This is a genomic window from Sphingomonas bacterium, from assembly GCF_903642285.1.
Classification (GTDB): domain Bacteria; phylum Pseudomonadota; class Alphaproteobacteria; order Sphingomonadales; family Sphingomonadaceae; genus Sphingomonas.
The window spans coordinates 23,969-45,068 of sequence record NZ_CAHJWJ010000025.1 but is presented as its reverse complement, the minus strand read 5'-3'; the positions used below and the strand labels follow the sequence as shown (position 1 = coordinate 45,068).

Here is a 21,100-nt window from a genome sequence, read left to right as displayed (position 1 = left end):
TCGTCCTTGCCGCCCGACGCGCGGAAGTTGGTCAGCGCCTTGGTCTTCATCGGGTTGACCTCGAGGTCGTCGGGCTTCGCATTTTCGCCGACGATCATGCCCTCGTACAGCGCCTCGCCGTGCCCGACGAACAGGATGCCGCGCTCCTCCAGCGGCCCCAGCGCGTAGCTGTTCGCTTCGCCCGAGCCGTTGGAGATCAGCACGCCGTTCTTGCGACCCTCGATCTTGCCCTTGTGGGGGCCGTATTTCTCGAACAGCCGGTTCATGATCCCGGTGCCGCGCGTGTCGGACAGGAATTCGCCGTGATAGCCGATCATCCCGCGGCTGGGCGCGGAGAAGGTGATCCGCGTCTTGCCGCCGGTCGACGGGCGCATGTCGAGCATCTCGCCCTTGCGGACGTTCATCTTCTCGACGACCGTGCCCGAATGTTCGTCGTCGACGTCGATGATGACGGTCTCGTAAGGCTCGGTCTTCTGGCCGTTCTCGTCTTCGCTGAACAGCACGCGCGGGCGGCTGATGCCGAGTTCGAAGCCCTCGCGGCGCATCGTCTCGATCAGGACGCCCAGCTGGAGCTCGCCGCGGCCGGCGACCTCGTAGCTGTCGCGGTCGGACGCTTCGGTCACCTTCACCGCGACGTTCGATTCCGCCTCACGGAACAGGCGGTCGCGGATCATCCGGCTCGTGACCTTGGTGCCCTCGCGTCCCGCCATCGGGCTGTCGTTGACCGCGAAGCGCATCGACAGCGTCGGCGGATCGATCGGCTGCGCGTGCAGCGGCTCGGTCACCTGCGGGTCGGCGATGGTATTGGCGACGGTCGCGATCGACAGCCCGGCCAGGCTGATGATGTCGCCCGCCTTCGCCTCCTCGACCGGCACGCGGTCGAGCCCATGGAACGACAGGATCTTGGACGCACGGCCGGTCTCGACGATCTTGCCGTCGTTATCGAGCGCGTGGATCGGCTGGTTGATCCTGATCGTGCCCGAATTGACCCGACCGGTCAGGATGCGGCCGAGGAACGGATCGCGGTCGAGCAGCGTCACCAGGAAGGTGAAGGGCACGCCCTCCACTTCCACCGCGGGGGCGGGGACATGGGACACGATCGTCTCGAACATCGGGATCAGCGTGCCTTCGCGCGCGTCCATGTCGGTCGATGCATAGCCGTTGCGACCCGACGCGTAGAGCACGGGGAAATCGAGCTGTTCGTCGTTGGCGTCAAGGCTGACGAACAGGTCGAACACCTCGTCGAGGACTTCCTGGATTCGCGCGTCGTTGCGGTCGACCTTGTTGACGACGACGATGGGTTTCAGGCCCAGCGCCAGCGCCTTGCCGGTGACGAACTTGGTCTGCGGCATCGCGCCTTCGGACGAGTCGACCAGCAGGACGACGCCGTCGACCATGCTGAGGATGCGCTCCACCTCGCCGCCGAAATCCGCGTGGCCGGGCGTGTCGACGATGTTGATGCGGATGCTTTCGGATGCGCCGGGGGGCGTCCAGTCGACCGACGTCGGCTTCGCAAGGATCGTGATTCCGCGCTCTTTTTCCAAGTCATTGGAATCCATCGCCCTTTCCTCGATCCGCTGATTGTCGCGGAAGGTGCCGGACTGGCGGAACAGCTGGTCGACGAGGGTCGTCTTGCCGTGATCGACGTGGGCGATGATCGCCACGTTGCGGAGGCTCATGGGAATTCCTGATTGTCTTGGATGTCGGTCGGGCGCGCCCATAGCGCAAATGGTGCGTTGCGGAAAGGGCGGTGGCGGATCACCAGATCGCGGTCGAGGCCTGCCACCTGTCCCCAACTCGCGGCATGCCGCCCGTCGCTTCCCCGGCGTCGCCGCGCCACAGTCCCAGTTCCACGGGCAGCGCCCGGTGATCGAACGTCGTCGGACCGCTCCAGCCGACGAAGACCGCCGAAAACCGCGTAAATCCTGCCGAGGCGATATCGCCCGTGAGCGCCGACCGCGCTTGCCGCCCCAACGCCGCGGCCGCCGGCCCCGTCAGCGGATCGAGCACGGGCGCAAGGATCAGCAACGCGACCAGCGCCGGATGGACGGCGTCGACCGACAGCCAGCCGTCGACATAGGCATGGTCGCCGAGCCCGAACGCCGCCAAGCGATCGCCGCCCTGGACCGCCCGCTGCAGGGCCGGCACGCCCAGCGCGCGCAACGCGCCGCCATCATGTGCTTGCGCCGCTGCGATCACCGTGCCGATGCTCGCAAGGTCCCGCTCGGTCGGCGACCAGTCAAAGCCGTGATAGACGACGCCCATCGCCGACGACTACCGCGCCGCGCTCACTTCTGGCAATTTTGGAGCGACCCGTTGACGATGGACGCGACGGCCGGAAAATTATCGGCGTTATATTTGAAGACGAGCGCGGCATTCGCCTGCGCCTTGCTGTTGCTGGGTCCGAGCGTGACTCTGGTGATCGACCAATGGCCCGCCGGGTTGTTGTCGAATACCGCGGGCCAGGGGCTCGCCGACGCGGGCTGCTGGACGCCCTGGGGCAATGTGACCGGGATCGTGCCGCCACCATTGACCGGCACGGGTAGGTTCGGCGCGTTCACCTCGAGCTTCAGCCAGCAGGGACGGGTATTGTCGGACACGCTGCCGAACGACAGCGTCCCGCCGGAAATACCGAAATTGGCCGCATCCCAGTCCACATGGCCCGTATTCGCGTCGGCGGACATGCCGCGGTAGATGTAGACCGTGCCCGGGACCGGCGCAGGCGGCGGCGCAACCGGCGCTTGCAACATATGCTCGGCGACGGGGGCGGCCGGCGCACTGGGATGCGATTGCGGCGCGCATCCTGCGAGCAGGACGATCGGCAGGATGGCGGCGGCGGCGGTGCGGATCATGATGGGCTCTCCCGTTGATGCGCGATGCTCGACAGCCGCAGGAGGGCCGGTAAAGCCGAGGCGCATCCGGAATGGCGGGGCCTGGCACGCGCATCTCGGGCGGCTCGATCCGTTTCGGGCCATTCATTCGCGCAACACGCCAAGGTCGCGCCGCTTGCACGCACCGGGTGTCCTATTTACATGATACACTTGAACGAAGCCGCGGTTCGCGTCAGGGTGATACATCCGCGAGGAGGAAATGATGGCGACGACGGCAGAGACGATGACGGCCGAACCCGCGCTGGTGCTGACGCCCCCCGATCCGGTGCCCGTGGTCGCCGCGACGCGGGCATCCGGGCTGGTGCCGGTCGATGATACGAAGAAGAGCGAACTGGACGCGCGCGTCGACGGCTTCGTGACCGATCTGGTCGCGCAGGACGTCAATTCTCCCGAATTCGGACGCCGTGTCGATGCGATCACCGCGATGGGCGCAAAGGAGATCCGCGCGGCGGCGGGCCAATCGAACCGCTTCCTCGATCGTCCGGTGAAGGCGATGGATCAGGAGGGCGGCGTCGGCAAGGATCTGGTCGCGCTGCGCCGCGTCGTCGAACAGCTCGATCCCGGCAAGAGCGGCGCGCTGTCCAAGCCCAAGAAGCTGCTCGGCATCATCCCGTTCGGCGGCAAGCTGAACGGCTATTTCGACAGATATCGTTCGTCGCAGACGCATATCAGCGCGATCCTCAAGAGCCTTGCCTCGGGCAAGGACGAGTTGCTGATGGACAATGCCGCGATCGATACCGAACGCGCGAACCTGTGGACCGCGATGGGGCGGCTGGAGCAGATGATCCATCTGACCAAGACGATGGACGCGAAGCTGGAGGAGAAGGCGGACGAGCTGGACGCGACCGATCCCGCCAAGGCCAAGGCGCTGCGCGAGACCGCGCTCTTCTACACCCGCCAGCGCAGCCAGGACCTGCTGACGCAGATGGCGGTGACGGTGCAGGGCTATCTCGCGCTCGACCTCGTGAAGAAGAACAATGTCGAGCTGGTGAAGGGTGTGGACCGCGCGTCCACCACCACCGTCTCCGCGCTTCGTACCGCGGTGACGGTCGCGCAGGCGCTGACGAACCAGCGGCTCGTGCTGGAACAGATCACGCAGCTGAACACGACGACCGCGAACATCATCGAATCGACCGGCAAGCTGCTCGCGTCGAACACCGCGCGGATCCACGAACAGGCCGCCGCCGCGACGATCCCGCTGGAGACGCTGCAACGCGCGTTCCAGAATATCTACGACACGATGGACGCGATCGACACGTTCAAGCTGAAGGCGCTCGACAGCATGAAGACGACGGTCAATGCACTCGGCAACGAGGTCGAGAAGTCCAAGGGCTATATCGCACGGGCCGAGGGCGCGCAGCAGGGTGCGCTGAAGGGTCCGGCGGACACGTACCGATTGGAGGCGATGTAACCCCGTGAGCGATGTCGACGACGCGATCGCCAAGGCGCGCGCTTCCTGGTCGCGGATCAGCGAGGGGCATGACGGACCGGCCGTGCCCCGCCCCCGCCGTGGCCAGGGTCGCGCGATCGAGCGGCGGCTGACGCGGATCGCCGCCGCCGATGCCGCGATCCTGATCGCGGCGTTCGTGGTGGGCCTCGTCATGCCGATCGGGATCATGGGCGCGGTGCTGGTGATGGCGGCACTGCTCGCCGCCACCCTGCTGCTCGCGGTCTGGCCGCAGGGCCGCGCGCCGCCGCCCGAGCGCCTGCGCACGGTCGACATCCGCGCGCTGCCCGCGCAGACCGAACGCTGGCTGGACGCGCAGCGTCCCGCCTTGCCCGCGCCCGCCCGCACGCTGGTCGACCGGATCGGCACCCGGCTCGACGCGCTGTCGCCGCAGCTGGCGCGGGTGGACGGGGATACCGAGGATGCGCTGGAACTGCGCCGCCTGATCGGCGAGCAACTGCCCGCCTTCGTCGCCGATTATGCGCGCGTCCCCGCGACGCTGCGCCAGGTCGAACGCAACGGACGGACGCCGGACGGCGAGCTGGTCGACGGGCTGAAGCTGATCGAACACGAGATCGGCCAGATGACGCAGCGGCTGGCGGAGCATGACCTCGACAGCCTGTCCACGCGCGGACGGTTTCTCGAGATGAAATATCAGGATGACGGCGAGGTCGGCGGGGGGACGAAATGAAGGCACAGACGCTGCGGAAGGTCCGCCTGTTCCATAATTACATCGCGGTGTTCTTCGCACCCGCGATCCTGTTTTTCGCCTTCACCGGCGGGTTGCAGACCGCGGGATTGCACGAACGACATGGCGACACCGCGCCGCCGCGCTGGATCGTCGCGATCGCCAATCTGCACAAGCACCAGACGATCGGTGGTCACAAGCGACCTCGTAGCGCGGCGGCCGGCCCCGATGGCGGCAAGCCCCACGCGCCCGCACCCGCCCCGACGGCGCGCGGCGACGGCGACCACGACGAAGGCTTCGTCGCCGAAAAGCCGTTCGTGGTCCTGCTGGCCCTCGCGCTGTTCGTGACGACCGCACTCGGGCTCGTCATCGCGGTCGCGACACCATCGACGCGTCGGATGTCGCTGGTGCTGATCGCGGCGGGGATCGTGGTGCCACTGGTGCTGCTGCTCTAAGGTCAGGAGGCGCAGGCATGGGAGTGTGGGGCGCGATCATCATGAGCTTCTTCGGGGCGGTGTTTGCCGCCATGACGCTTTATTGGCAGCGACATGTTACCGGTTTGGCCCTTGCGTTTCCATTCATCGTCTTTGCTGCGATCGGCCTGTCGGCCGCTTACGTCATTCGCATGCCAGGCATCGGAATCCTTCCGTCGACCCGAACGGAGCGTGCCATTATGTGGAGCAGCATTGCCGAGGGAGTCGGCTTGTTCGTCTCGTCCAATATCGTCATCAACCTGCATCGGCCCGATCTGCTGATGCCTGCGATGGCGCTGGTCGTCGGGTTGCATTTTCTGCCGATCGCCTTCGTCGCGGCGTTCCGCCCGTTCTACGTTTTGGGAACGGTACTCATCCTGGCGGCCATCTTCGGCTTTATCGCGCCCACTCCGATGGGAGGTGGCGTAGCCGGCATTATAGCGGCGCTTGGCCTGTGGATCGCGGCGACGATGGCGGTACGCCGAGATTGGCATGCCAAACGCGCGGGCGCATAGGCGCGCGGAGCTACCCCAGCACCGCCGCCGCCCGCCCCGCCAGCCGCGCCACCGCCGCCGCATGAATCCCCGGCGCGGAGGCCAGTACCCCGAACGCCTGCGGATCGGGTTTGTTGAAGCTCAACGCCCCACCCAGCGCATCGCTCGTCGCCGCACCCGCCTCGCTGGCCACAAGCACGGCGGCGGCGATGTCCCATTCGTGGCCCCAGCGCAGCGTCGCGACCAGATCGGCCTCGTCCGCCGCCACCATCGCGATGCGCAGCGCGATCGAATTGGGTTTGTCGACCGCCACGAAATCGCGATCCGCCTTGGGCAGCGCGTCCGCGGGCACGCGCGCGCCGGCCAGCGTCGCGCGCGGTCCCGCCGCCAGCGTCACGCCGTTGCGCGATGCCCCCGCGCCCGCCACCGCGATCCAGCGTTCGCGCCGCGCCGGCGCGTCCAGCACCGCGATCACCGGCTGCCCCCGTTCGACCAACGCCACCGACACGCACCACCCACGCCGCCCGCGGATATAGTCGCGCGTGCCGTCGATCGGGTCGACCACCCAGACATGATCGCACGCCAGCCTTGCCGGATCGTCCGCGGTCTCCTCGGACAACCAGCCCGCCGCCGGGATCAGCGCGCCCAGCCGCGCGCGCAGCATCCGGTCGACGTCGAGATCGACCTCGCACACCGGGCTGCCTTCTTCCTTTTCCCACGCGCGGAATTCGGTCCGCCAGCGCGCGAGCGCCATCTGCCCGGCCTCCGCCGATGCCGCCGCGATCGCCTGTGCCAGGTCCGCGGTGGCCGGGTCAGCCACTCGCCACCGTCATCCCGTCGATCCGCACCGTCGGCAGATTGATCCCGTAGCGAAACACCAGGTCGTTCGCGGGGGTCAGCGCCAGGAACATGTCGCGCAGATTGCCCGCGATCGTGAATTCGGCGACCGGCCCGGCGATCTCTCCGTTCTCGATCCGGAAGCCCGCCGCGCCGCGGCTGTAATCGCCGGTCACCCCGTTGACGCCCATGCCGATCAATTCGGTGACGTACACGCCCGACGCGATGTCCGCGATCAGCGTCTCGGGCGGGACATGCCCCGCGGCCATGTACAGATTGCTCGTCATCACCCCCGGTGCGCCGCCGATCCCGCGCGCGGCATGGCCGGTCGGCTCCAGCCCCAATTGCCGCGCGCTGGCGGAGTCGAGCAGCCAGGTCTCCAGCATCCCGTCCTCGACGATGCTGGTCGGGGACACCGGCAGTCCCTCGCCGTCGAACGGGCGCGATCGCAGGCCGTGCGGGCGGTGCGGGTCGTCCGCTATCGTGATTTCCTCGGCGAACACGCGGGTGCCGAGCGCATCGAGCAGGAAACTGGTCTTGCGCGTGATCGCCTGCCCGCCGATCGCGCCGATCAGGTGGCCGAGCAGCGAGGATCCGACGCGCGGGTCGTAGACCACGGTCATCGGCCCGCTCGCCAGCCGGCCGGGATCGACCCGTGCCACCGCGCGCTCGCCCGCGCGCCGGCCGATCGCGTCGGGTGCGTCGAGATGCGCGCGGCGGCGGGCGGCGTGGTGTGCGTAATCGCGCTGCATCGCGCCGCCCTGCCCCGCCAGCACGCTGGCCGACAGACCATGCGAGGTCGTCGCATAGCCACCGGCGAAGCCGTGGCTCGTCGCGACCGCCCAGACGCCGCGCGACGCACTCGCCCCGCCGCCTTCACTGTTGGTCACGCCCGGTACCGCACGCGCCGCATCCTCCGCCGCCAGCGCGGCGTCGCGCAGCGTCTCCGGCGCGACATCCGCGCCGTCGTCGAGATCGAGCAGCGGCGGATCGCCGTGCAGCAGCCGTTCCTGCGGTGCCAGCCCCGCCCACGCGTCCTCGGGCGCCTCGCGCGCCATCGCCACCGCGCGCTCGACCAATTGGTTCAACGAGGCGTCGGACAGGTCGGAGGTGGAGACGCTCGCATTCCTGCGCCCGACAAACACGCGCAAGCCGAGCTCCGCGCTTTCCGACCGGCCGACATCCTCCAGCTTGCCGAGGCGGACGGAGATGTCGAGCGAGGCATCGGCAGCGACGACCGCATCGGCGGCATCCGCCCCGGCCTTGCGCGCGCGGTCGACGATATCGGTGGCGCGCGCACGCGCGGTGTCGGGTTCGAGCATGAGCGCGATCTAGGGCCGCGGCGGGCGGAGCGCCAGTGGATTGGGTTCTCCTTCGTCATCCCGGGCCGGTCCCGGGATCCAGCGCCAGGAGCATCATCGCCTGTTGCTCTGGATGCCGGGACGGGCCGGCAGGACGGAGCTTACCCCGCGCTCCCCACCACCACGCACGCCGCGAACACCAGGAGCCCCGCCACCCGGTTCGACCGGAACCGCGCCAGTGTATTCGCGCCGTCCGCCGGCACCAGCGTCGCAACCTGCCACGCCAGATGCGCCGCCGCCGGCAGCAGCGCCAGCAACGCGAACGGATCGGGCCGCACCAGCCAGACCGCCGCCGCCCACAATGCCGTCGCCGCGGCGTAGAACCCGGCGATTCCGCCACGCACGTGCCCCCCCATGCGAAGCGCGGACGATCGCACCCCGATCAGCGCATCGTCCTCGCGGTCCTGCAGCGCGTAGATCGTGTCGTAGCCGATCACCCAGGCGATCGACCCGGCGTACAGCAGCCACATCGGAGCCGACAGATCGCGCGCGACCTCGCTCCAGCCGACGAGCAGCGCCCAGGAGAACACGATCCCCAGCCACGCCTGCGGCCACCAGGTGATCCGCTTCATGAAGGGATAGGCGGCGACGGGCGCAAGGCTCGCGACCGCGACTCCGGCGGCGAGCGGGTGCAGCTGGAGCAGCACGACCAGCCCCACGAGGCACAGCACTACCAGCCACCCCCAGGCGAGCCGGATGGACACCAGCCCGCTGGGGATCGGCCGCGCCAGCGTCCGTGCGACCTGCGCATCCAGATCGCGGTCGACGATGTCGTTGTAGACGCACCCCGCGCCGCGCATCGCGATGCTGCCGAGCAGCAGCCAGAGGATCAGCGGCCAATGCCCGGCGATCCCGCCCGCCAGCGCGACACCCCAGGCACCAGGCCAGAACAGCAGCCACACGCCCGTCGGCCGATCGAACCGCGCCAGCAGCGCCAGTCCGCGCAGCCTTGGCGGAAGCCGGGCGACCAATCCGCGATGTTCGCTGTCGGGGACGATATCGACCATATCGTCCCTTGCCGCGCCTTCGTCCCGCCTTCAAGTCGTGCCAGGGTGGCCGCATGATCGGACTCTCCGTCGCCGTCGGCCGCTTCGTGGAGGCACTGTTCTGGGCCATCCTGCGCGTGGGCGGGATGGTGAGCGTCGCCGTGCTGGGAGGCGTGGCGACGCTGGTGGTCGTGGGTCTGGTGCTGCGCGGGGTATGGCGACGACGGTGATCGGGCGTTGCAAGCCTTGATCCCGGTGCCGTCTTCCGCCGACCCCTATGGCGAGAGTAGATCCCCACCCCGGCGAAGGCCGGGGTGGGGATCATGCGCATCCGATCAACCCTCATCGACCCCGGAGCCCAAGACTGTGTTCCGCATGACGCGACACCAAACCCCCGTTACCACTGCCCCATGACCGCCATCCCCGCCTGGCCCCCGCGCTCGACCCCGCGGCTGTTCGTCGAGACCCCGCTCGCCCCGGGGCCGATCACGATCGACGGCCCGCAGGCGCATTACCTCGTCGGCGTCATGCGGACGAAGGTCGGCGATCCGCTCAAGCTGTTCGACGACACGACCGGCGAATGGCTCGCCATCGCGCGCGATGTCGGGCGGCGGTCGATGACGCTCGACGTCACGCAGCACCTGCACCCGCGTGAACCCGTCCCCGACCTGTGGCTGTGCGCCGCGCCGATCAAGAAGGGCCGGATCGACTGGATGGCGGAAAAGGCGTGCGAGCTGGGCGTCGCGCGCTTCGTCCCCGTCGTCACGCGGCGGACGATCGTCGACAAGACGAATACCGACCGGCTGCACGCGCATATGATCGAGGCGGCGGAGCAATGCGGCCGCACCGCGCTGCCCGCGGTCGCCGAACCGGTGAAGCTCGCCGCCATGCTGCGCGACTGGCCCGCGACTCGCGCGCTGTTCTTCGCCGACGAGACCGGCGGCGCGCCAGCGCTGGCGGCGATGCGCGACCGCCCCGGCCCCGCGGCGATCCTGATCGGCCCCGAAGGCGGCTTCGACGACGAGGAACGTGGCCTGATCCGCGCGCTGCCCGCCGCGACCGGCATCACCCTCGGCCCCCGCATCCTGCGCGCGGACACCGCGGCGGCAGCGGCGGTGGCGTTGTGGATGGCGGCCGCGGGGGACTGGTAGGACGTATTTTGGTGGTGAGGGGACAGGCAGCTTTCGGAATGAAGAGATAATTAGCTGCCTGGCCTTGATCACACAGACGCGAGGTTCCTCGTCCACTAGCGACCCGACACCTTAAAGCGCTGATAAACCCGCGTTTCTGCGTTATAGATTAGATCGTCAGGATGTTCCGTACACTCGCGACCAATCTCACTCTCGATGGAGAAGGGATCATACTTTTGTGCTATATCTCCTACATGAGCGCTGCTTGCAAGATTTAGTCCCGACCAGAATCCGCGTTCCCACCGCGTGAGCATTTCGAAAGCAAGCGGACTTTGCCTTGCTCGCTCGTATCCATACCTGCAGCTAGAAAGGCCATCGCCAAAGACAGTCGATGCAGGCAGCGACACCTGAGCGACCATTAGCGCTAGCAGCATCGTCATTCCCTCCGGAGCAATGGTCGATAGTCGATCGTACCAGCTTAAACGGATGTCTGCAATCGGGCGCCCAGTTGTTGGGCGTGAACGGCGATGATTAGTCTAGGACGACACCCGTCGTTGCGAGGAGCGCAGCTATGAAGCCAACCCGATGTTCTCCAGCGCACTCGATTGCTTCGCAACGCGCGCAATGACGGCACGCAGGAATTCCCTGTCCTACATCCGCCGCCGATGAGAAGGTCGCCCGATGCCTTCGACCAGCCCCGACTCCACCCCCGCACACTCTCCCGGCCGACCCCCGTCGGCCGATGGGAAGGATGCGATGGCAGTCCTCCACTTCCTCCACTTCCACGGCGTAAACCCTTGTTTTCACAACGTGTCGACAAACCGTCCGGACGACCCGATCGCCACCCCTAGCGCCCCCGTTCATCGCAGCGTAAGGCGCGCGCCATGACGACCGACGCGCCAAAGCCGATCATCGAATCCCGCGACCAGCTGATCGAGAGCTTCGCCCGCGGCGAGAAGCCGAAGGACCGCTGGCGGATCGGCACCGAGCACGAGAAGTTCGTCTACGCCCTCTCGGATCACCATGCGCCGTCCTATGACGAGCCCGGCGGCATCCGCGATCTGCTTTCGGCGCTCGAACCCTATGGCTGGAAACCGGTCTACGAAGGCGACAACGTCATCGCGATGTCGGGCGCGGACGGCAGCATCAGCCTGGAACCCGCGGGGCAATTCGAATTGTCGGGCGCGCCGCTCGACAATCTGCACCAGACCTGCGCCGAGACCGGCCGCCATCTGGAACAGGTGAAGGCGGCGGGCGAGACGCTCGGGATAGGCTTTCTGGGCCTCGGCATGTGGCCCGACAAGACGCGTAGCGAACTGCCGGTGATGCCCAAGGGCCGCTACGCGATCATGCGGTCGCACATGCCGCGGGTGGGGACGATGGGCCTCGACATGATGCTGCGCACCTGCACGATCCAGGTGAATTTGGACTATGCGTCCGAGGCGGACATGGTGAAGAAGTTCCGCGTCGGGCTCGCGCTGCAACCGCTGGCCACAGCGCTCTTCGCCAATTCGCCGTTCCTGGAAGGCAAGCCCAACGGCTATCTGTCGTATCGCAGCCATATCTGGTCGGACACCGATCCGGCGCGCACCGGCATGCTGCCCTTCGTGTTCGAGGACGGGTTCGGGTACGAACGCTACGCCGAATACGCGCTGGATGTGCCGATGTACTTCGTCTACCGCGAGGGCCGCTATATCGACGCCGCGGGGCTGTCGTTCCGCGATTTCCTGAAGGGCGAGCTGTCCGTGTTGCCCGGCGAGAAGCCGACGCTGGACGACTGGAACGACCATCTGTCGACCGCCTTTCCCGAGGTGCGGCTGAAGACCTTCCTGGAGATGCGCGGCGCCGATGGCGGCCCCTGGAACAGGATCTGTGCGCTGCCCGCGCTATGGGTCGGGCTGCTCTACGACCAGGGCGCGCTCGACGCGGCGTGGGACCTGGTCAGGGACTGGAAGATCGACGATCGCCAGGCGCTGCGTGATGCGGTGCCGAAACTGGCGCTCGATGCGCCGCTCCCGGGCGGTGGACGGTTGCGCGACATCGCGGGGCAGGTGCTGGACATCGCCGGCGCAGGACTGGCCGCCCGCGCGCGCATCAATGGCGCGGGCGACGACGAGACCGGGTTCATCGAGCCGCTGCGCGAGATTGTCCGGTCGGGGAAGGTGCCGGCGGAGGCGCTGCTGGACCGGTATCACGGCGTCTGGGGTGGCGATCTGTCGATGGTGTATGACGAGGCGAGTTTCTAGCCTTCCCGTGCTCCGAACGCAGGAGCCCAGGGCAACAAGCGGTGACGGTCGTTACCCTGTAGTCCTGCTTTCGCAGGAACACGGCGCTACCTCAAAACCGCACCACCGCCCGCTTCGCCCACGCGAACACCCTCGGCACCGGGGCATTGCGCTCCATCCAGTCGCTGTATTCCCGGTACGCCGGATCGAGCGACAGATGCGCCTCCTCGGTCTTCGCGCGCCAGTAATAGACCCCGCTGACCGCCGCCATCATCAACGTCGCGCGCACCGCGTCGAAGCCGCTGCCCATCGTCAGCACCGGCACCGTCGTCAGCCACCACAGGCAGTTCTTCGCCAGATACGCCGGATGCCGTGTGAAGCGGTACGGCCCGTGCGTCAGGATGCCGCGATTGGTGAGGTTGGAGAAACGCGGCCCGAACGCGACCGTCGCCCAGGCGTAGATCCCCGCCAGTACCACCAGCGCCACCCCGACCACATAGAGCAGCACCGGATGCCACTGGAACCAGAACGCCCAGTCCCGCGTGCCGATCGAATAATCGAGCGGCAAGCCATTCCCCATCATGCTCGTCGGGGGATAGCAGATCAGCGCCGCCATCCACGCCGCAGCGAACGGGTTCGCGCTGCGGATATGCGAATCGAGCGGGCGGAAGGTCAGGACATAGCCGACCGTCGCGAAGATCATGTCGATCACGAACATGAACGCGATCGCCAGATTGGCGAGCGCGACCGGCTGGTGCAGCACGGGCCAGCCGATCCCGCGGACGAACGCCCCGTATCCGCCGGGTGCCCCCGCCAGCATGAAGGCCAGGAAGAAGGTCTTGACCGCCCACGTCCGCAGATGCCCCGCGATCGCGCCGGGTTCGATCCCCGGCTGCCCCGTTAGCCACGCGCCGAGCGCCCAGGCACCATCGCGCGGGTGCACCAAGTAGCGGTCGAGCCACAATACATAGGGGACGGAGGCGACGAACAGCACCGGGGCCGCGACCGTGAAGCACGACATCGCGAACTGGAAATTGCCGACCCAATAGAAACGGAACGTGCTGTAGATCAGCGCCATCCCCGCCCAGGTCGCCCAATAGCCCGCCAGCTTCGTCAGGCTGGTGTCGAGCGACGCGCGCCAGGCCCGCGGGTGCGACCAGTCGATGCCCGTCGTCGCGCTGCGATGCACCTTGTCCACCAGCAGCGACCATCCGGCCATGACGACCGCGCACGCGGCGAGATCGACCAGCGCCGAATAGGGACCATCCAGCCCGTACCAGCAGGCGATGCCGAGCCAGCCCAGCAAGCCGGCCAGCCCCGCCAGCCCGGCACCGGTACTGACCGCGGACGCGGGCCGGGGGTCGGTCTTCGATTGCGATGCCAAGGTGAGATCGTGATACATGAGCCAGCGTCTAGCGCGAAATAGGTAAGGAAGCCGTGAACCATCCCGGCTTGCGATCCGCCCCCCGGCTCGCTACGCCGACGTCCGCGCGGGTATAGTACAATGGTAGTACAGCAGCCTTCCAAGCTGAATACGCGGGTTCGATTCCCGCTACCCGCTCCACCGCCTGCCCGTTCCCGGCAAGAGCGACGAATGCCGTTCGTCTCGCGTGACCGCGATCGCCAGATGGTGGCGACCGATGCGACCGGCGACGACCCCTTATCATGATTTAATCGGGCATCATGACGGGTCGAATATATCCGATGCGTTCCCCCTTCCTGATGCCCGGCGATTCTTGCCACATGCATGTCGCCGTGCTGGCCGAGATGGACCACGGCGTCGCGAGGCTGATCAACGACGATCGCGGGCGACAAGATGGAGGCGTTGGCGGACGAAAGCCCGACCTCGTTCCGGGCGTTCTGGTGGACACAACGGGTCGACAGGGGTGTCCTGCGCACGACGATCATTCGTCGTCATCGTCGTTCCGCATGATCCCTCTCCATTGCGCGAGTCGTCGATAGGGCAACCGCGCCGGCGGCGATTGATCATTGCCTATCGAAAGCCACCCGCGTGGTAGCCGTCGATTGGGTCGCTGTCCCGCCCCTCATAATCGCTGCGCCTCATCCCTATATGGGAAGATGCGGGGGCGCTGGCCCAAGGACGTAACATCATGAAAAAGCACAACGGCATTCTGCTTTCCGCCATCGGCGTCGCGCTACTGGCCGCGACACCGGCCATAGCGCAGCGTGGCGGGGGTGGCGGAGGCCACGGCGGCGGCGGTGGCGGTTTCCACGGTGGCGGCGGCGGTGGCGGTTTCCACGGTGGCGGCGGCGGCGGTGGTTTCCATGGCGGCGGTAGCGGTGGCGGGTTCCATGGTGGCGGCGGCGGTTTCGCGCGCGGCGGCGGCGGCAATTTCAACGGCGGCTTTCGCGGTGGCGGCCAGTTCGCGCAGGGCTATCGCGGCGGCTACCGTGGCGGATCCTATTACCGCGGCGGCTATGGCGGCTATTATGGCTACCCGTTCGGGTTCGGTTATGGCGGCTATGGCTATTATGCCGACGATGGCTGCGTGGTATGGGATCCGCGTTACCGCCGTTATCTCTCGCTATGTTATTGACGCGGAGCGGGCGGTCGATCGCTCGCTTGTGTTCGGCCGCACGGACGACACCCTCGCGGCGACGACGGAGGGCGTCGTGCGACGTGTCCCCGATTGACATCTGATCATCGACCGCGCGGGAAGGATGTCATGGTCGGCCGCGAGAGGACGCCCTGCGCGCCCTAGGCCGCAAGGCGGCCGGGGGTAACCGCATCGACGGTAACGCGGCTGCCGGTATCTGCTGACGATGCGGCCATATCATCTCCGTTCGACGAGACGAGAGCGGCGATTGCGAAGCCCGGCTACCGCCGGCGCTTTTGGTGGACAGGGCTGGATTCGAACCAGCGTACGCTTGCACGGGCAGATTTACAGTCTGCTGCCTTTAACCACTCGGCCACCTGTCCATTCGGGGCCGCTTTTTCGAGCGAGGCGGCTCCTTGCCGCGCGGGTTCCCTGCTGTCAACGCGCATACGCTGTGCTTGCTTCGGCGAAGCCACGGACCTAGCAGCCACAGCCGATGACGATCTCCGCTGCAAAGATGTTCCCCCGCTGATGGCGCGCCGCGGTCACCGGCCGAGCCAGGCCCCCGCCGGCCGGCCCCGCTTCTGGGGTCGTCACGCGGTCGCGGCCGCGCTCGCCAATCCCGAACGCGTGGTCCGCAAGGTCTGGGGTACGCACGAGGCGCTGGCGGGGATGGCGTTGCCGTCGACGATCCAGGTCACCTTCGCGGAGGTCGCCGATCTCGCACGGCTGGTGCCGTCCGACGCGCCGCACCAGGGGATGGTCGCGGAGGTCGATCCGCTTGAGGAGATCTGGCTGGGCGACCTGATCGCGCAAGGAGAAGGCGATCGCCGCCCCCTCGTCGTGCTCGACCAGGTCACCGATCCGCACAATGTCGGCGCGATCCTTCGCTCCGCCGCGGCGTTCGGGGCGCTCGGCATCGTCACGCAGGACCGGCACGCGCCGCCGGAATCGGGCACCGTGGCGCGCGCCGCCTCGGGTGCGCTGGAAAGCGTGCCGTGGGTCCGCGTCGTCAATCTCGCGCGGTCGCTCGACGAGATCGGCGAAGCGGGGTTCTGGCGGATCGGCCTGACCGGGCACGCGCCGCGGACGCTGGGCGAGACGATCGGCGACCAGAAGACCGCGATCGTCCTGGGTGCCGAGGGCGAAGGCATGCGCCAGAATACCGAGGCGCATTGCGACGAGCTGGCAAAGCTGCCAATCTCGGACAAGGTCGAAAGCCTGAACGTCTCCAACGCCGCGGCGATCGCGCTGTACGCGATCGCCGCTAGGGGCTGATCGGACAGGGTCGACCGGAGAAGGCTGATCGAAGCGCTGACGGGGGACATGGCGAGATGGCGACACGGTTGATACGATTGTTGCTGATCCTGACGATGCCGCTGATCCTGAGCAGCTGCCTGTTCGCGCCGGGCAAGTTCACCTCCACGCTCAGCATCAACGCGGATCGCAGCTTCGCCTTTTCGTTCCTGGGCGAGGTGATCTCGGTCGATCCGTCGGGCGACATGGCCAAGGGCATGGCGGGGATGATGGCGAACGCGGGCAAGGCGACCACGCCCACCCCTTCGCCGACCGCCAGCGCGGCGGCCAAGGCGGAAGCCGATCGCAAGAACCAGCAGATCGCCGAAACGCTGTCGAAGGAGGCGGGTTACCGCAAGGTCACCTATCTGGGCGATGGCCGTTTCATGGTCGATTACGCGATCCGCGGAACGCTCGACCATGATTTCGTCTATCCGTTCAACCTCGATGCAGAGGCGATCTTCCCGTTCATCGCACTCGAACTGCGCCAGGGCGGCACGGTCCGCGTCAAGGCACCGGCCTTTGCGAAAGGCGACGACAAGAATCCGATGGCCGGCATGGGCGACACCGCGGCGAGCAAGCTGGACGGCGTGTTCACGCTCGACACCGATGCCGAGATCGTCAGCCAGAACAACGAGGAGGGGGTGAAGACCGTCGGCGGTCGCAAGACCATCACGTGGAAGGCGACGCCGCTGACGAAGGATGCGCCGACCGCCGTGCTTCGGTTCGCCGGGGGGAAGTAGCAAGGCCCCTCTCCCAAGCGGAGAGGGAGATTAATCTTCCGCGGCAATGGTCACCCGCAACCCGTCCAGCGCGTCCGTGAACGGAACCTGGCACGACAACCGCGAGGTCGCCGTCCGATCGCTGGTCGAATCCAGCAGATCATTCTCGTCCTCGCTCATCGCGGGCAGCTTGTCCGCGAACGCCGGATCGACATGCACATGGCACGTCGCGCACGAACAGCATCCGCCGCACAGCGCCAGGATCTCGTCCACCCCGCCATCGCGGATGACTTCCATCACCGAAAGCCCGGCCTCGCCCTCCAACGAGCGTTCTTCCCCTTCGCGCGTCGTCACGATAAGCGTCGGCATCATGCATTCCCCGAATTTCGATCCACCGCGCCATGCCGCGCGACGCGCTTGCGATCAAGTATCTTGCCGGCGTTCGTCATGGGCCTGAGCGAGGACCATCTGCGGGCGTCGTGCGACGCGCTGGCGGCGTGCGAGCCCGCCTTCGCAGCGGCGATCGGTCGGGTCGGCTATCCCGCGCCCAGGCTGCGCGCGCGCGGCTATGCCACGCTGCTTCGCACGATCCTCGGCCAGCAGGTGAGCGTGGCCTCGGCGGAGGCGGTGTGGCGAAAGCTGAGCAGCGTGGTCGGCGACGCCACCGACCCCGCCGTCATCGCACTCGCCACCGACGAGCAATTGCGCAGCGCGGGCCTGTCGCGCCAAAAGGCGAGCTACGCGCGCAGCCTGGCGGACGAGGTGACGAGCGGCCGGCTCGACCTCGCCGCGTTGCCGGCGAACGACGAGGAAGCGATCGCGGCGCTGACCCAAGTCAAGGGCATCGGCCGCTGGTCCGCCGAAATCTACCTGCTGTTCGCCGAGGGCCGCGCCGACATCTGGCCGGCGGGCGACCTGGCGGTGCAGATCGAGGTCGGTCGCATCCTCGGCCACGACACGCGGCCCGGCGAGAAGCTGACGCGCGAGGTGGCCGAGGCGTGGCGTCCGCACCGGGGGGCAGCGGCGATCTTCGCGTGGCACCATTACGGCGCGGGAGCGGACGCGGCACCGGTTTGAGGGATTGGGACGTTATGTCTCAAAGCGGCGGATTCTTGCAGACCGCTCTGCGGCTTTCGCGCTGACAGCAGCCGTTGTTATTTGTGAGAGATGATGAGCAATCGAGGGATTGATCCGGTGATCCTGAACGCATGGCTCTCGGCTCGATCCGTCGCGCGCGGGCTGCCTCCCCCGGTGTCTGAATACGGAGGCTTTCGCGTCGATACTAAGTCGGCCGCCGAGGTCGCTCGTTGGGTTTTCCCGCAGGTTGGATCGGGTCTCGAAGCACTTGCGCGTTCTATCAGCGAGCCTCGCCATTTTCTGAAGCTCTGCGGTGCGGACGACCAACTGCGAGCGGCGTTGCCAACAGGATGGAAGCTTCACGCTCCGAGCTACTTTATGCAGGCCACCACCAAGCCACCTGCAAGGCGGCTATCCGAAGGGTATAGGATCGAAGCTAAGCAGGTCGGTATGGTGATCGAAGCACGCATATTTTCAGAAACGGGGGCGCTCGCCGCAAGCGGTTATGCGGCGGAGGCTTGTGGTGTCGTTGTCTACGATCGGATCGTGACGGAGCCCGAGCATCGCCGGAGGGGACTCGGGCACGTCCTAATGCGAACGCTGCGTGACGCCCGGCAGCATTCAAACGTCCCGGAGTTACTGGTTGCCACGGAAGACGGCCGAGCCCTCTATCTGACGCTGGGATGGGAGACGATCTCACCATATTCGACGACGTCGATCCTTGCCCCGTAGCAGCAGCTTTTGGCGCGCACGGCGTTACTCTTGATCGACAACGGCTGGGCGTAAGCGGCCGTTATTCAACACGCGGAAGGGTTGTCAGACAAGTAATTACCCACGCGGGAACCCCGAAGGTTTCCTAAGCCGCGATCTCGTCCCCCTTCAGGAACGACACGAACAGGTCGGTCGACGACCGAAGATCGCGCGCACTCACCGCCAGGTCGGTCGCGCTGCTGCGGACCGCCACCGACAGCGAGGACGCCGTGCCCGCCGCCCGCGCTACGCTGCCGATCCGCGCTTCGACATCGGTCGCGGTGCCGACCACCCGGTTCGCGCCCGCATCGACGTCTTTGGCAGTCGACCGCTGTTCGCCGATCGCGACGACGATGCCGGATGCCGCGGCCGATACCTGGCCGATCGCGCCGTTGACGACGCGCAGTTTCTCGCCGGTGTCGGCGACGCCCTTGCGGATGCCCGCGATCAGCGTGCTGATCCGGTCGCTCGCCGATTTGGTCTCGGACGACAGCGATTTCACCTCGCCCGCCACCACGGCGAAGCCGCGTCCGGCGTCGCCGGCGCGCACCGCCTCGATCGTGGCGTTCAGCGCCAGCAGGTTGGTCTTGGTCGCGATGGCGCGGATGTCGTCCAGGAACCCCTCGATCTGGACGGCATGTTCCTCCAGCATCGCTACCGCGACGACGCTGCCCCGGGCCTCCTCCCCCGCCTTGTCGGTCAGCGCGGACTGCTGGTCGGCGGCGGTCGCGATCGTCCGGATCGACAGCGAGAGATCGCGGATGGACGACGCCATCCGCGCCACGTCGGATGCCGCACCGCTCGCGCCCGAGGCGACGCCGTCCGCTTCGCGCGTGGCACCGTTGGTAACGTCCTCCAGCTCCACCGCCGACTGTTCCAGCCGTTTGGTCGCCTCGCCGATGCGTTTGACCATCGTCGTCACCGATCGTTCGAACTCGTTCGCCAGGATCATCAGCTCGCCGCGCCGCTCGACCGCGACGCGTGCGGTCTGCGCGTCGCGCTCGCTGCGGTGGCGCGCGGCGTCGGCCTCGGCCGCGCGCGCCTGATCGAGCGCCAGCATCGTCTGCCGCCGCCCCTCCTCGGCGACCCCCGTCATGTCCTGCGCATGGCGAAGCGCCGCCGCCTGCGCGACGAACAGCCGTTCGAGATGAACCGTCAACACCGTCAGCGCGGCGAACTGGAACGCCACTGCGACGACATGGAACAGCACGCGGCCCATATTGCCGCTGCCGGCAAACACCCAGGACGGTGCCAGCCATTCGAACGAGAGATGATGGACCGCGGTCAACACCGTCGCCAGCGCGATCGGCCGCCAGTCGGCCAGCATGACGAGCGCTGCCATGCCGACGAAGAAATACATATGCGCATCCATCTGCCAGGGATGCCCCTTCAGCAGAAAGACGAGCATTGCCGGGATCATGGCAGCCGGCAGCCCCACCATCGCGCGCGCTTCGGCATCATGGCGCCCGCGAAGCGCAACTATGGTCGGCCCGATATTGACGATGCAGCCGATGACGAACAACGGCACGCCCATCCTGGCACCGACCACGGTGTTGCCGACCAGCAGGAACAGGAGCGACAGCCATCCGATCGCGGCCCAGATCCGGACACCGCGGCGGCGAAGAAGATCGAGCGGGCTCAAGGCCGGCGCGTTCGATAGCGTCGCCACCCCGTCCGACGATCGCGCGAACGGCTTCACGCCGCGATACCCGTCGGATCGGCGGACCCGCAACCGGCCGGCGGCGCGGCGGTGACGACGATATCCCAGGACGCGATCGCGCCGAGAATACGCGATCGATCGCCGATGACGACCAGTGATCCGTGGAACGGACCCGACCCGAGCAGCAGCGCGCCGCCCGACAGCGCCGTTCGGGCGACGAGGGTACCGCCGGCATCCGTGAGCGGCACCATCAGCATCCGACCGGATGCGGGCGGCCAAAGCGACATGCCGACGATCGCCGCGATCGCGGCCAGCCCCTGCAGGGCGATCGGCAACAGGCTCGCGCAAAATCGCATGGAATGCCCATAGGGCCGGATCGTTAACACGACGTTGGGACGTCGGCGGAACGGCGAATGCCCCCCTCGCAATGTTGGACTTTCCGTGTCACTCCCCGATCATGCCGACGACGCCGATCCCCGTGCGCTCCGCTTCCCGACCTGAATTC

At 67.3% G+C, this 21,100-nt stretch carries 22 protein-coding genes and 2 tRNA genes; 13 read left to right on the top strand and 11 right to left on the bottom strand.

Annotated features, from left to right (window positions below):
* The 3 genes from typA to HUU99_RS12570 all read right to left on the bottom strand — a co-directional run.
* On the bottom strand, positions 1-1,679 hold a 1,679-nt coding region (gene typA / locus HUU99_RS12580), incomplete at its 3' end, for a translational GTPase TypA (RefSeq protein WP_174286925.1).
* A gap of 79 nt (positions 1,680-1,758) precedes the next feature.
* Positions 1,759-2,265, bottom strand: a complete 507-nt coding sequence (locus HUU99_RS12575; RefSeq protein ID WP_174286924.1) for a hypothetical protein — start codon at positions 2,263-2,265, stop codon at positions 1,759-1,761.
* A 23-nt stretch (positions 2,266-2,288) separates the two neighbouring features.
* The gene (locus HUU99_RS12570; RefSeq protein ID WP_174286923.1) at positions 2,289-2,852 is read right to left on the bottom strand and encodes a hypothetical protein; all 564 of its coding nucleotides are present in this window, start codon (positions 2,850-2,852) and stop codon (positions 2,289-2,291) included.
* A gap of 241 nt (positions 2,853-3,093) precedes the next feature.
* Here HUU99_RS12570 and HUU99_RS12565 point away from each other — a divergent pair, with 241 nt between their 5' ends.
* The 4 genes from HUU99_RS12565 to HUU99_RS12550 are packed head-to-tail and all read left to right on the top strand — an operon-like array spanning position 3,094 to position 6,014.
* Positions 3,094-4,302 (top strand): toxic anion resistance protein, encoded by a 1,209-nt coding sequence (locus HUU99_RS12565; RefSeq protein WP_174286922.1) that lies wholly within the window; start codon positions 3,094-3,096, stop codon positions 4,300-4,302.
* Between the two features lie 4 nt (positions 4,303-4,306).
* A complete protein-coding gene (locus HUU99_RS12560; protein WP_174286921.1) occupies positions 4,307-5,029 on the top strand; it encodes a hypothetical protein in 723 nt (240 codons plus the stop codon).
* The gene (locus HUU99_RS12555; protein ID WP_174286920.1) at positions 5,026-5,481 is read left to right on the top strand and encodes a hypothetical protein; all 456 of its coding nucleotides are present in this window, start codon (positions 5,026-5,028) and stop codon (positions 5,479-5,481) included. Before HUU99_RS12560 ends, HUU99_RS12555 begins: the two co-directional genes overlap by 4 nt.
* Before the next feature lie 17 nt (positions 5,482-5,498).
* Positions 5,499-6,014, top strand: a complete 516-nt coding sequence (locus tag HUU99_RS12550; protein ID WP_174286919.1) for a hypothetical protein — start codon at positions 5,499-5,501, stop codon at positions 6,012-6,014.
* Positions 6,015-6,024: 10 nt separating this feature from the next.
* Here HUU99_RS12550 and HUU99_RS12545 read toward each other — a convergent pair whose 3' ends face one another.
* The 3 genes from HUU99_RS12545 to ubiA all read right to left on the bottom strand — a co-directional run bounded on the left by HUU99_RS12545 (position 6,025) and on the right by ubiA (position 9,198).
* Positions 6,025-6,813 (bottom strand): 3'(2'),5'-bisphosphate nucleotidase CysQ, encoded by a 789-nt coding sequence (locus HUU99_RS12545; protein ID WP_174286918.1) that lies wholly within the window; start codon positions 6,811-6,813, stop codon positions 6,025-6,027.
* Complete coding sequence (locus HUU99_RS12540; protein WP_174286917.1) at positions 6,806-8,152, bottom strand: TldD/PmbA family protein; 1,347 nt, start codon at positions 8,150-8,152, stop codon at positions 6,806-6,808. Before HUU99_RS12540 ends, HUU99_RS12545 begins: the two co-directional genes overlap by 8 nt.
* A gap of 140 nt (positions 8,153-8,292) precedes the next feature.
* The gene (gene ubiA, locus HUU99_RS12535) at positions 8,293-9,198 is read right to left on the bottom strand and encodes a 4-hydroxybenzoate octaprenyltransferase (RefSeq protein ID WP_174286916.1); all 906 of its coding nucleotides are present in this window, start codon (positions 9,196-9,198) and stop codon (positions 8,293-8,295) included.
* A gap of 53 nt (positions 9,199-9,251) precedes the next feature.
* Between ubiA and HUU99_RS12530 the strand changes: the two genes are divergently transcribed.
* From HUU99_RS12530 to HUU99_RS12520, 3 genes are all read left to right on the top strand, one after another.
* Complete coding sequence (locus HUU99_RS12530) at positions 9,252-9,407, top strand: hypothetical protein (RefSeq protein ID WP_174286915.1); 156 nt, start codon at positions 9,252-9,254, stop codon at positions 9,405-9,407.
* Positions 9,408-9,587: 180 nt separating this feature from the next.
* Positions 9,588-10,328 (top strand): 16S rRNA (uracil(1498)-N(3))-methyltransferase, encoded by a 741-nt coding sequence (locus tag HUU99_RS12525; RefSeq protein WP_174286914.1) that lies wholly within the window; start codon positions 9,588-9,590, stop codon positions 10,326-10,328.
* A gap of 863 nt (positions 10,329-11,191) precedes the next feature.
* Complete coding sequence (locus HUU99_RS12520; protein WP_174286913.1) at positions 11,192-12,553, top strand: glutamate--cysteine ligase; 1,362 nt, start codon at positions 11,192-11,194, stop codon at positions 12,551-12,553.
* A 91-nt stretch (positions 12,554-12,644) separates the two neighbouring features.
* Here the strand turns inward: HUU99_RS12520 and HUU99_RS12515 are convergent, their stop codons facing one another.
* Positions 12,645-13,934, bottom strand: a complete 1,290-nt coding sequence (locus tag HUU99_RS12515; RefSeq protein WP_174286912.1) for a methyltransferase family protein — start codon at positions 13,932-13,934, stop codon at positions 12,645-12,647.
* An 88-nt stretch (positions 13,935-14,022) separates the two neighbouring features.
* Here HUU99_RS12515 and HUU99_RS12510 point away from each other — a divergent pair.
* Both HUU99_RS12510 and HUU99_RS12505 read left to right on the top strand, forming a co-directional pair.
* Positions 14,023-14,096, top strand: a tRNA-Gly gene (locus HUU99_RS12510).
* 547 nt (positions 14,097-14,643) lie between these two features.
* The gene (locus HUU99_RS12505; RefSeq protein ID WP_174286882.1) at positions 14,644-15,090 is read left to right on the top strand and encodes a hypothetical protein; all 447 of its coding nucleotides are present in this window, start codon (positions 14,644-14,646) and stop codon (positions 15,088-15,090) included.
* 297 nt (positions 15,091-15,387) lie between these two features.
* On the opposite strand, the gene HUU99_RS12500 is transcribed toward HUU99_RS12505, so the two are convergent.
* Positions 15,388-15,473: transfer RNA gene (locus HUU99_RS12500), tRNA-Tyr, on the bottom strand.
* Positions 15,474-15,621: 148 nt separating this feature from the next.
* Between HUU99_RS12500 and rlmB the strand changes: the two genes are divergently transcribed.
* Positions 15,622-16,368: a 23S rRNA (guanosine(2251)-2'-O)-methyltransferase RlmB gene (rlmB, locus tag HUU99_RS12495; RefSeq protein WP_174286911.1), complete on the top strand. Its 747-nt coding sequence runs from the start codon at positions 15,622-15,624 to the stop codon at positions 16,366-16,368.
* A 56-nt stretch (positions 16,369-16,424) separates the two neighbouring features.
* Complete coding sequence (locus tag HUU99_RS12490) at positions 16,425-17,129, top strand: hypothetical protein (RefSeq protein WP_254603173.1); 705 nt, start codon at positions 16,425-16,427, stop codon at positions 17,127-17,129.
* A gap of 30 nt (positions 17,130-17,159) precedes the next feature.
* On the opposite strand, the gene HUU99_RS12485 is transcribed toward HUU99_RS12490, so the two are convergent.
* Positions 17,160-17,477, bottom strand: coding sequence for a 2Fe-2S iron-sulfur cluster-binding protein (locus tag HUU99_RS12485; RefSeq protein WP_174286910.1), 318 nt, complete (start codon positions 17,475-17,477; stop codon positions 17,160-17,162).
* 78 nt (positions 17,478-17,555) lie between these two features.
* Here HUU99_RS12485 and HUU99_RS12480 point away from each other — a divergent pair, with 78 nt between their 5' ends.
* Positions 17,556-18,185, top strand: a complete 630-nt coding sequence (locus tag HUU99_RS12480) for a DNA-3-methyladenine glycosylase family protein (RefSeq protein ID WP_174286927.1) — start codon at positions 17,556-17,558, stop codon at positions 18,183-18,185.
* Positions 18,186-18,275: 90 nt separating this feature from the next.
* Complete coding sequence (locus tag HUU99_RS12475; protein WP_174286909.1) at positions 18,276-18,917, top strand: GNAT family N-acetyltransferase; 642 nt, start codon at positions 18,276-18,278, stop codon at positions 18,915-18,917.
* A 124-nt stretch (positions 18,918-19,041) separates the two neighbouring features.
* Here the strand turns inward: HUU99_RS12475 and HUU99_RS12470 are convergent, their stop codons facing one another.
* Together HUU99_RS12470 and HUU99_RS12465 are read right to left on the bottom strand one after the other, a co-directional pair.
* Positions 19,042-20,634: a methyl-accepting chemotaxis protein gene (locus HUU99_RS12470; RefSeq protein ID WP_174286908.1), complete on the bottom strand. Its 1,593-nt coding sequence runs from the start codon at positions 20,632-20,634 to the stop codon at positions 19,042-19,044.
* Complete coding sequence (locus HUU99_RS12465) at positions 20,631-20,951, bottom strand: hypothetical protein (protein WP_174286907.1); 321 nt, start codon at positions 20,949-20,951, stop codon at positions 20,631-20,633. Before HUU99_RS12465 ends, HUU99_RS12470 begins: the two co-directional genes overlap by 4 nt.
* Between the last annotated feature and the right edge of the window lie 149 nt (positions 20,952-21,100).